Origin of the sequence: Actinoallomurus sp. NPDC052308 (assembly GCF_040679195.1) — a bacterium.
GTDB classification, from domain to species: domain Bacteria; phylum Actinomycetota; class Actinomycetes; order Streptosporangiales; family Streptosporangiaceae; genus Actinoallomurus; species Actinoallomurus liliacearum.
This window is the reverse complement of the sequence record NZ_JBFAUM010000001.1, coordinates 386,242-395,685: the sequence shown is the minus strand read 5'-3', so window position 1 is coordinate 395,685 and position 9,444 is coordinate 386,242. Positions and strand designations below refer to the sequence as shown.

Here is a 9,444-nt window from a genome sequence, read left to right as displayed (position 1 = left end):
AAGTCATGAGCACCACTCACGAGAACTCCTCCCTGCCCGCCTCCTGGGACCTGACCGGCCGGGTCGCCGTCGTCACCGGCGCCGCCCGTGGCATCGGCCACGCCACGGCCGTCCTGCTGCGTGCACGCGGTGCCCGGCTCGTGGTCACCGACCACTCCGAGGCGGTCGAGGAACTCGCCGCGAGCGATCCCGACAACGTGGCGGCGCTGGTCGGCGACGTCGCCGACGAGGACCTCGCGCGGTCGACCATGCGGCTCGCCACCGACCGAATCGGGCGGCTCGACATCCTGGTGAACAACGCGGGCCGCACCCTCAACAAGCCGATCACCCAGACCACCGTCGAGGACTTCGAGGGCATTCTGCGGGTCAACGCCCGCGGCAACTTCGTCCAGGCACGCGAGGCCTTCCGCGTCATGGAGGCCGGTGGCGGCGGTGCGATCGTCTCGGTCGCCTCGGTGTCCTCGGTCGTCGCCTTCGAGACCCAGACGGCCTACGCCGCGTCGAAGGGCGCCCTGGCGCAGATCACGCGCGTGCTCGCCATCGAGGGCGGTCCCAAGGGCATCCGCTCCAACGCCGTGCTGCCCGGAGTGATCGACACCGACATCATGGAGGGCGTCGTGGAAGACGGCCGCGAGATGCTCGCCTCCTTCGGCCCGGCTCACCCGATCGGCCGCATCGGGCGCCCCGAGGAGGTCGCCGAGACCATCGCGTTCCTCGTGTCCGACGCCGCGAGCTTCGTCACCGGCGCGCTCGTCGCCGTCGACGGCGGATGGACCGCCCAGTGAGCGGCCCGGTCTTCGTCGTCGGGGCGGGGCGCGGGATCGGCGCCTCCGTGGCCCGCCGCTTCGCCCGGGAGGGCCACCCGGTCGGACTGGTCGCGCGGACCCGGACCCGCCTCGACGCCATCGTCGACGACCTGCGCGACGCCGGCCACCGGGCCACCGCCGCCACCGGTGACATCACCGACCCCGACGACCTCGCGCGGGCGCTCGGGGAGCTGACCTCCGCTCTCGGAACGCCCGAGGTCGTCTGCTTCAGCCCGCTCCCGGACATCGGCCTGATCAAGCCCGTCCTGGAGACCACGGCCGGGGACGTGCGGGACGCGCTGGCGCTCACGGTCGTGGGCGCCGCCGCGGCGGTCCAGGCCGTCCTCCCGGGCATGCTGGACCGCGGCACCGGCACTCTGTTGTTCACCACCGGCGGCGCCGCCGTGCGCCCCGGCCCGGAGCGTGCCGTGAGCGCCGTCGCCTACGCCGGCCTGGTGAGCTACCTCGACCTGCTCGCACAGACGTTGCCGCGACGAGGGATCCACGTCGGCCGGGTCACCGTCGTCGGCGCCGTCGGGCCGGGACTCACTCATGAACCCGACGACATCGCCGAGCACCTCTGGAGTCAGCACACCGCACGGACGGAGACGGTGAGCGTCCTGACCTGACTCCCCCGCACCGGGCGGCCTGCCGCGAGCGGCGGCGCCGTGGCGGAGCCTGACGGCTCCCGCCCGGCGGACGGTCACCACCCGGGCGTTCGCGAATGTGATCACATCCGCACATTACTCAGCCGCCGCTCCGGCACACCGGGCCGACCGGGGCGGGAGGCGCAGCTCGTTTCCGGGCGCCTCACACTTCGCCGGGCTGTTTCGTCGATGGAGCTGAGGAACCTTCCCCAAGAACGCAAGGAGCAACGATGACCGCCGACCTGATCGAGATCCCCGGCTACGTGGCCGGCACCTGGACGATCGACCCGGCCCACTCCCACGTGGGCTTCGTCGTCCGGCACCTGATGATCAGCAAGGTGCGCGGCAACTTCACCCGCTTCGACGGCCACATCGTCACCGCCGAGGACCCGCTGAAGTCCGAGATCACCGCCACCATCGACATGACCTCGGTCGACACCGCCAACGCCCCGCGGGACGAGCACCTGCGCAACGCCGACTTCTTCGAGGTCGAGAAGTACCCCACGATGACCTACCGTTCGACCGGCATCAGGCCCGACGGTGACGACTTCCTGGTGGAGGGCGAGCTGACGCTCAAAGGCATCACCCGGCCGGTCCCGCTGAAGCTGGAGGTCAACGGCTTCGGTGTCGATCCGTTCGCCCCCGACCCGGCCGTGGGCGCCCGCGCCGGGTTCACCGCCACCGGTGAGATCGACCGGACCGACTTCGGCGTCAGCTACAACGGCCCGATCCCCGGCGGCGGCGTCGCCCTCGGCGAGAAGGTCCAGATCATCCTGGAGATCCAGGCCGTCCTCCAGTTCGCGTAGAGCCGTCGCGCCGGTGGGGGCGGGAGCACCTTCCGAGAACGGACCGGTCCGGTCGGCCGGGACCAGAGCCTCCCGCAGCTCCCGTCCCCGGGCCGGCGATCCCCCGTCAGCCGCCGAGCCGGACGAGCCGCCGGACGAGGTCCCGATACTCCTCCTTCATCGGGAGCTCCCTCTCGACGCGAACCCGGCGCCGACCCACACGCGGCCGTCGAAGTGCACCGGTTCGCCGGCGGCGAGCGTGAAGGCGGCGGTGGCGGCGCTCGCGGACATGGACACCAGCTTCTCCACCTCCCTACCGAACAGGTCGGAGGACCGGTCGAGAAGGACGGAGATCTCGTCGCTCTCCGTGTAGGCGTAGCGGCCGCCGAGCTCGGTCAGCAGCACAGCGCCGCCTCGGTCATGAGCTCGGAGAAGCGCGGGTCGAAGGGCTTGTCGAAGCGGCTCTCGGTGTAGCGGGAGAAGGAGCGTCCGTCGACCCGGATGACGGCCCACGCTCCGGGCAGCACGGTCAGCGAGTGGAACCACTCGAGGGCCCGCATCCGTGCCTCGAGCTCGTTGCTCCTCACTCGGTCGACTCCTCCGCCAACGGCCGGACGTCGAATCCACCCGCGCCGTCGATCCGGACCTCGTACAGCTCGTCGAAGCCGTCCGACGGCCGCGGGCGGCGCAGGCGTTTCAGGGTGGCAAAAACGCCGACATCGGGCACCCGGTTTTTCCCGGTACGCGAGGCGTTGCGGCGCAGCGAACCGGTGACGTCGGGCGGGAACCAGTAACCGACCACCTTCGCCCCGTGCCGCCGCGCGGCCTCGGCCAGCGGCCGCCACTCCTCGGGCGAGGGGTTGGTGTTGTCGACGGCGACGCTCCGTCCCTCCGCCAAGGCCTCCTCGACCAGCCGCATCTGCCGCGCCTGCCGCCGCCGGGCCCGCGGAAAGTCGTCCTTGCTGACGTGCACGTACTCAGCCGCCAACGCCCGCCGAAAGAACGTCGTCTTCCCCGACGCCTGCAGCCCGATCAGAATCACCAACACAGACATCGCAGAACCCGACCCACTCCCGACAGCACGCGCCCCGTCACAACTGCCGGTCTACCGCAAGATCGGGCCAAAAATCACTCGGGACCGAGCTGACCTAAAAGCTCGGCGCGACACATCCGGCGTGCGACGACACCGTTCTCCTCCTCTCGGAGGCGTTCACGAACAGCGTCCGGCACAGCCGTGGGAAGACCATCACGGTCCTCGTATTCGTGACGAAGAGCGTCGTACGGGTCAAGGTCATCGACCGGGGCGGCGGCCCTCTCCCACACCCCGTCGACGACCCGTCCGGCGAGTCCGGAAGAGGCCTCCCGATCATGGAAGCGCCGGCCCAGGACTGCGGCTTCGAGGTGCTGGAGAACGGCTGGCTGATGGTCTGGTTCGACGTGGGGGGAAGCACTTCGTAGTCGCCGTTGCCTCATTGCCGTCGGAAGGGACGGCGAGGTGTCCGATTCGTCGGTTTTCCGCCGTCAACAGAGGCGGCAAGGACCGATGTCGGCCAGTTCGCGGGTCCCGGATTCCCCCACAATGGGGCGGTGCGGGTCCGCGTGAATGACGTCGTTCTCTATTTCGACGTCGACGGGTGTCAGCTCGTCCCGGACGGGGCGACCATGGTGGAGCGGCCGACGGTCGTCGTGCTGCACGGCGGTCCTGGTGCCGACCACTCGGTGTTCAAGCCGGGGTTCGGCGCGGCCACCGACTTCGCCCAGGTGGTGTACCTGGACCAGCGGGGCAGCGGCCGATCCGACCGGGCCGGTCCCGGGTCCTGGACGTGGGACCGGTGGGCGGACGACGTCGTCGACTTCTGCGACGCCCTCGGCATCGTCGACCCGACCCTGGTGGGCACGTCCAGCGGCGGCTGGGTCGCCCTGACGGCGGCCCTGCGTCACCCGGAACGCGTCTCCAAGCTGGTGCTGGACAGCGTGATGCCGGGCCCCATGGAGGAGCGGATGGCCGTGTTCGAACGGCTCGGCGGCGCCGAGGCCCGCGAGGTCGCCCGCCGCTACTGGGCCGGCGATAGCGGCGACGAGACCCGTGCGGCATGGGAGAGCGTCTGTCTTCCGCTGTACTCCCGGAAGCCCGGCGGCGACCCGGACGCCGCCGACCGGCTGGCCCGGATCGAGTGGAACCACGACGTCCTCGAACATTTCAGGCATGTCCTCGCCGCGCAGTTCGACCCCTGGGACCGGCTCGACCGGCTGACCTGCCCGACGCTCGTCCTGGCCGGCGCGGACGACCCGGTCGCCACCGAACCGGCCGCCCGCCGCCTCACCGAGGCGATCACCACCGCTCCAGTCCACCTGCACGTCCTCCCGAACACCGGCCACGGCGTCTTCCGCGAGGCCCCCGAGAAGTCGTTCCCCCTACTCCGAGACTTCGTGACCGAGAGCGCCGACCCATCCACCTGAAGCTCTGCGCCCCAGGTTTCCGTCGCTCCAGCGACCAGAACCTGGGGCGCTCACGTGGCGAACGTCGCATACCGCGAACCGGGCGGCGCGTTGGCCGAGTGTTCTGTCGTGGCGGCGTGTGTCGTCGTCGCCTCAGCGCCGATCACCGGAGTTCGCTCGGTCGGTCGCCGTCGCGTAGAAGTCGGTGAGCTGGGCGGTGAGTTCAGGGGCGGGGGGATCGACGACGCAGCGTCCGCCCAGTTCGACGTGGACGTCGTCGATCGGGTTGGTCCGGATGATGGCGCCGTGCCGACCGTGGACGACCTCGAGTGGGCGGCCCAGCTTGAGGGTGAGCAGCATCGAGGCGCTGCCGCACGCCTCGTCCTCGCCCTTGCCGATCCGGGGTGCCCACAGCCGGGCGCGTACGCGACCGGCCGTACGGTCCAGCCAGGCCCAGACCTGGGTGAAGTCCTCGCCCTCCGGGAGTCCGGTGAGCGCGTCGATCGTCTCGGGCCCGTCCATCTCCAGGTGACGCCAGGGCTTGGACCACGCCGCCGGGGCGGTGATCCAGACGGTGCCGTCCTGGTCGCGGTGGCAGGCGACCGGTCCGGCCTCCGGAACGAGTTCGGTGACCGGAGAGCCGAGCCGGTGGAGGACCTCGGCCGTGGCGAGCAGGGGGTGACCGCCGAAGCGGATCGCCTGACCGTACGAACCGTGGATGGCCACGACGCCGCGGGCGCCGTCTCGGACGAAGACGGTCGCGGGGATTCCCAGTCGGGTCGCCAGGGCCTGGCGTTCGTCCGCGGTCACGGACGCGCCGTCGGGCTCGATGACGACGAGGGCCGGATTTCCGTACTCCCCCTCGGCGTTCACGAACGCCCGGGCCAGCATGCAGACCGTCATCCTCGCACCTTCCCATCTCGTCCTACCGAGGTGACACGGTAACGGTCGCCTCAGCCGGCGTAGGCGGCGGCAAGGGTGTTGAAGGACTCCTTCGGTTCCCAGGTCAGGTCGGGGTAGGCCGTTCCGTGGCCGGTCTCCAGCATCTTGACGACGCCGTACGAGGCCAGGTCGAGGTCGTGGATCGGGTCGCCGGCGCGGTGCGGCAGGTCGTAGCCGGCGAAGGTGAACCAGAAGGCGCTGTCGACGCCCTCTCGCTCGAAGGTCTCCAGCAGCTCCCGCATATAGGTCGCCTGCTCCGCCTCGTCCCGTACGTAGACGCCGTCCAGGCGGTGCGGGTCCGAGTCACGGTCGGCGATCATCCAGCCGGCGCCGCCGCGGGCGGCGGCGCCGCGGTAGGTGCAGCAGCCGAACTCGGTGACCGCGACCGGCTTGCCGTGCCGGAAGTGCGCGCGGAGCTCCTCGACGTAGCGGTCGGCGTTCTCCGCGGCGCGGTAGGCGTCGACGCCGACCAGGTCGAAGGGCGTCCAGTCGATGTCCTCCCAGGGGCCGGCGGCGTACGTGATCCGGCCGCCGAACCGCTTGCGGGCCGCCGCCACCGTCTCGGCGAAGAAGGCGTTCACCCGGGCGGGGACCTCGCGCATCGTCGCGTACACGGCGGGGTCGCCGGAGACGAGCGCGTCGATCCGGGCGTACACGTCGTCGCCGGGGATGAAGCCGGCCGCGAAGAGGCTGACCTCGCAGCCGGTGACGAGGACGGCCTCGGTGCCGCCGCGCCGGATGTCCTCGGCCCGTTCGGCGCAGTCGGTGAAGAGCGGCAGCATCTGCTCCGTCGTCAGTTCGCACGGGAACGGGGCGAACCAGACCTCCAGCCCGGCCGCGGCGGCGTGCTCGGCGGCGACTGTCAGCCGTTCGGGGTCGCCCCCGGAGATCCGTACGGCGGTGCAGTGCAGGTCGTCGGCGATGATCCGCATCTCCCGCCGTACGACGTCGGGGTCGAAGACCTCTCGGCTGTTCCGCCCTCCCGGGAGGAAACCGGTGTCGTAGTTGATGCCCTTGGCGCGCATGGTCGTCTTCCTTTCGGGGTCAGGACTCGGTCTCGGCGGCGACGAGCTTCTCCATCGGTCCGCTGGCGGTTCCGCCGACGACGATGCCGACGGCGATCGCGCCGAGCAGGATGACGGTCGACAACCAGGCCATCGTGTCGATGGGCAGGGTGAACGCGCCGACCAGGCGGGCGGCGCACTCGCCGAGGAGCGCCAGGCCCCAGATGACGGTGAACCGCCGTTCGAGGCGGTGGAACGCCGCGGACCCGGCGGACAGCCGGTCCCACGCGGCGATCCTCGCGGGGTCGCCCTTGGTCATGAAGGGCTTGAGGCCGGCCGACATCAGCGGGCGGCCGCGGAAGGCGGAGATCAGGATGCCGAGGCCGATCACACTGCTCACGCCGGAGTCCTTGGCCAGCATCAGCCGGGCGTCGCCGGTCACGAAGCTGAGCACGATCCCGACGGCGTTGACCGCCAGCATCAGGCCCGCCAGGCCGTTGAACACGCGGTGGCGGACCGCGTCGACGACCGTGTGCACCGCCGGGACCACGCCGCTGAGCGCCAGCGAGGTGACCACGTCCACGCCCAGACCCTTGTGCAGCAGGTAGTACCCGCCCGTGGGGATGGCGACGTCGACCACCAGCGGCGTGAGGTTGCGGGCCAGCCGCCGACCCGTGGACCGGTCCGCCGCCTGCGAGCGGTCCGCCGGCGCGGTGCCCGTCCCCTTCGCGGCGGGCCGGTCGGCCGTGACGATCTGCGCCATTTTCGTTCCTTCGCTCGGCTTCGTTGTTGCCACAAGCCTCGCGGGAACGGGGATGCGTCCGGCAGATCCATCGATCCACGGTGGACCGGTACGAATGTCACGGGTCCGGAGGATCGGAACGACAGGTCGCCGTCAGCAGCCGTCGAGCATCGTCAGCAGCGCCGTACGGTCCGCGCGGGTCACGGACAGCCGGTAGGTGTGCGCCACCCCGATGAACTTCTCGGCGTAGGTGCACTGGAACGACTTCTGGGGCTTCCACTCCGCCGGTCCCTTGTCGCTCTTCTGCATGTTCGGGCGGCCCCAGACGGCGAGCAGGTTGCCGGGGTCGTTGGCCAGCTGCGCGCGCTTGTCCGTGGTCCACTCGTGCGCGCCCATCCGCCACGCCAGGGCGAGCGGGAAGATGTGGTCGATCTGCACCTCGGAGGCGTGCGCCTTGGTGAAGGCGATGTCCTTGCCGGCGTACGGGTCCTGCAGGTCACCGGAGATGACGACGCACTTGTCGCGCTTCTTCACGTGGGTCAGGTCGCGGGCGAGGATGTCGTTCCGCGTGTCACAGCCGTTGTGGTCTTCGTCCTTCCATGCGGGTCCGTACTTGTCCCGGCTGTATCCCGTCATCGGATCCGGTACCGCGACCTTGACCTGGCTCAGCTCTTTCCGGGCGGTCGCCTCGTCGCCCTTCGTCGCGTGGGGTGCCGAGCCTCCTCCGCCGGTGGGTTGGACCCCGTTGGCCGAGCATCCGGCGGCGAGCACCGCCGGGATCACGAGCGACATCGTCCGTACGCGCCACGACAGCATGATCCTCACCTCATTTTTGCTGGCTTTTTGCCCAGGTTTGACGGATGAATGCTGCCATATCTGACGATCACGAAATCTGGCGATTTGGCCTGCGCAGGACGGCCTGTGGTGCGGGAGCCCGCGAACTCGAGCACCCCATCCGGCGGCGCCGGGAATCGGTAGCCTTGCTAACCATGTACGACGCGATGATGGCCGAAACGATCCCGCTGACCGGCCACAGCGGCGACCCGATCGAGGCGTACCTCGCCCGGCCCCTCGGACCGGGCCCGTACGGAAGCGTGGTGGTGATCCACCACATGCCCGGCTACGACGAGCCGAGCAAGGAGATCGTGCGCAAGCTCGCCGCGCACGGCTACATGGCGATCATGCCGAACCTGCACTACCGGGACGCGCCCGGCGCTTCCCCGGACGACGCGGCGGCCGCCTCCCGCGCGGCGGGCGGGGTGCCGGACGAGCGGCTCGTCGGCGACGTCGACGCCGCCGTCCGCTACCTCAGGAGCCTGCCCTCCTCGAACGGCAAGGTCGGCACGATCGGGTACTGCTCCGGTGGGCGCCAGTCCTTCCTGGCCGCCTGCTCACTCGAGCTCGACGCGGCGGTGGACTGCTACGGCGCCTTCGTCGTCGGCGAGGTGCCCGAGAACTTCCCCATGGCGGTGCGGCCCATCGTCGACCGCACCCCGGACCTGTCCTGCCCGCTGCTCGGCCTGTTCGGCGCCGAGGACCAGTACCCCTCCCCCGACCAGGTCAAGGAGCTGGAGGAGGAGCTGAAGAAGCACGGCAAGACGTACGACTTCCACGTGTACGAGGGCGCCGGCCACGCGTTCTTCGCCGTCGACCGGCCGAACTACCGGCCGCAGGCCGCGAACGACGGCTGGCAGCGCGTCTTCGGCTGGTTCGACCGCTATCTGGGGGCCTGAGATGTGCACCTACGTCACTGAGCTGGTCAAAATGGCGGGCAGTGGCAAGGGACCCGACGGCTGGTTCCCGCTGACGCAGGCCGCCGTGTACGTCGACCACCCGTTCCACGCGCCCTTCGAGCACACCGTCAACATCGACTTCACCGCGCCGGAGCTCGGCCCGGGGGCACGGATCGCGGTGGAGCTCACCGAGGAGTCGGCGCTGGCGCTCATCGACGCGATCAAGGCGGCCCTCGCCGCCGCGCCTCCCGGCATCGCCGCCGCCGGCTGAGCACCGCCCGCCGGCTGAGCACCGTCCGCCGGCTGAGCACCGTCCGATGGCGGACGCGCCGGCCGCGCGTCCGCC

13 protein-coding genes and 1 pseudogene are annotated in these 9,444 nt (G+C 70.7%); 7 read left to right on the top strand and 7 right to left on the bottom strand.

Annotated features, from left to right (window positions below):
* The first annotated feature begins 5 nt into the window (after positions 1 to 5).
* The 3 genes from AB0L00_RS02145 (at position 6) to AB0L00_RS02135 (ending at position 2,259) form a co-directional block, all read left to right on the top strand.
* Positions 6 to 785, top strand: coding sequence for a glucose 1-dehydrogenase (locus AB0L00_RS02145; RefSeq protein WP_364427119.1), 780 nt, complete (start codon positions 6 to 8; stop codon positions 783 to 785).
* Positions 782 to 1,435, top strand: a complete 654-nt coding sequence (locus AB0L00_RS02140; RefSeq protein ID WP_364427117.1) for an SDR family NAD(P)-dependent oxidoreductase — start codon at positions 782 to 784, stop codon at positions 1,433 to 1,435. Before AB0L00_RS02145 ends, AB0L00_RS02140 begins: the two co-directional genes overlap by 4 nt.
* 248 nt (positions 1,436 to 1,683) lie before the next feature.
* Entirely contained in the window at positions 1,684 to 2,259 is a 576-nt protein-coding gene (locus AB0L00_RS02135) for a YceI family protein (protein ID WP_364427114.1), read from the top strand.
* A 156-nt stretch (positions 2,260 to 2,415) separates the two neighbouring features.
* Here AB0L00_RS02135 and AB0L00_RS02130 read toward each other — a convergent pair whose 3' ends face one another.
* Genes AB0L00_RS02130 through AB0L00_RS02120 form a run of 3 tightly spaced genes read right to left on the bottom strand, consistent with a single transcriptional unit; the run spans position 2,416 to position 3,292 of the window.
* Positions 2,416 to 2,643 (bottom strand): tRNA(His) guanylyltransferase Thg1 family protein, encoded by a 228-nt coding sequence (locus AB0L00_RS02130; protein ID WP_364427111.1) that lies wholly within the window; start codon positions 2,641 to 2,643, stop codon positions 2,416 to 2,418.
* Entirely contained in the window at positions 2,634 to 2,825 is a 192-nt protein-coding gene (locus AB0L00_RS02125) for a tRNA(His) guanylyltransferase Thg1 family protein (protein WP_364427108.1), read from the bottom strand. The genes AB0L00_RS02130 and AB0L00_RS02125 overlap by 10 nt, the downstream gene beginning before the upstream one ends.
* A complete protein-coding gene (locus tag AB0L00_RS02120) occupies positions 2,822 to 3,292 on the bottom strand; it encodes an ATP-binding protein (RefSeq protein ID WP_364427106.1) in 471 nt (156 codons plus the stop codon). Before AB0L00_RS02120 ends, AB0L00_RS02125 begins: the two co-directional genes overlap by 4 nt.
* A 128-nt stretch (positions 3,293 to 3,420) precedes the next feature.
* Here AB0L00_RS02120 and AB0L00_RS02115 point away from each other — a divergent pair.
* Positions 3,421 to 3,696: pseudogene (locus AB0L00_RS02115) on the top strand (ATP-binding protein); the annotation flags it as partial.
* 141 nt (positions 3,697 to 3,837) lie between these two features.
* Positions 3,838 to 4,698 (top strand): alpha/beta hydrolase, encoded by an 861-nt coding sequence (locus AB0L00_RS02110; protein WP_364427103.1) that lies wholly within the window; start codon positions 3,838 to 3,840, stop codon positions 4,696 to 4,698.
* Positions 4,699 to 4,830: 132 nt separating this feature from the next.
* Here the strand turns inward: AB0L00_RS02110 and AB0L00_RS02105 are convergent, their stop codons facing one another.
* The 4 genes from AB0L00_RS02105 to AB0L00_RS02090 all read right to left on the bottom strand — a co-directional run bounded on the left by AB0L00_RS02105 (position 4,831) and on the right by AB0L00_RS02090 (position 8,181).
* Positions 4,831 to 5,580 (bottom strand): PhzF family phenazine biosynthesis protein, encoded by a 750-nt coding sequence (locus tag AB0L00_RS02105; RefSeq protein ID WP_364427100.1) that lies wholly within the window; start codon positions 5,578 to 5,580, stop codon positions 4,831 to 4,833.
* A 50-nt stretch (positions 5,581 to 5,630) separates the two neighbouring features.
* On the bottom strand, positions 5,631 to 6,644 hold the full coding sequence (locus AB0L00_RS02100) for a hypothetical protein (protein ID WP_364427097.1): 1,014 nt from the start codon (positions 6,642 to 6,644) through the stop codon (positions 5,631 to 5,633).
* Positions 6,645 to 6,663: 19 nt separating this feature from the next.
* Entirely contained in the window at positions 6,664 to 7,386 is a 723-nt protein-coding gene (locus tag AB0L00_RS02095; protein ID WP_364427094.1) for a VC0807 family protein, read from the bottom strand.
* Positions 7,387 to 7,518: 132 nt separating this feature from the next.
* A complete protein-coding gene (locus AB0L00_RS02090) occupies positions 7,519 to 8,181 on the bottom strand; it encodes an HNH endonuclease family protein (RefSeq protein WP_364427091.1) in 663 nt (220 codons plus the stop codon).
* A 173-nt stretch (positions 8,182 to 8,354) separates the two neighbouring features.
* Between AB0L00_RS02090 and AB0L00_RS02085 the strand changes: the two genes are divergently transcribed.
* Together AB0L00_RS02085 and AB0L00_RS02080 are read left to right on the top strand one after the other, a co-directional pair.
* Entirely contained in the window at positions 8,355 to 9,098 is a 744-nt protein-coding gene (locus AB0L00_RS02085; protein WP_364427088.1) for a dienelactone hydrolase family protein, read from the top strand.
* A gap of 1 nt (position 9,099) precedes the next feature.
* Entirely contained in the window at positions 9,100 to 9,369 is a 270-nt protein-coding gene (locus AB0L00_RS02080) for a DUF6295 family protein (RefSeq protein WP_364427085.1), read from the top strand.
* Positions 9,370 to 9,444 lie beyond the last annotated feature (75 nt).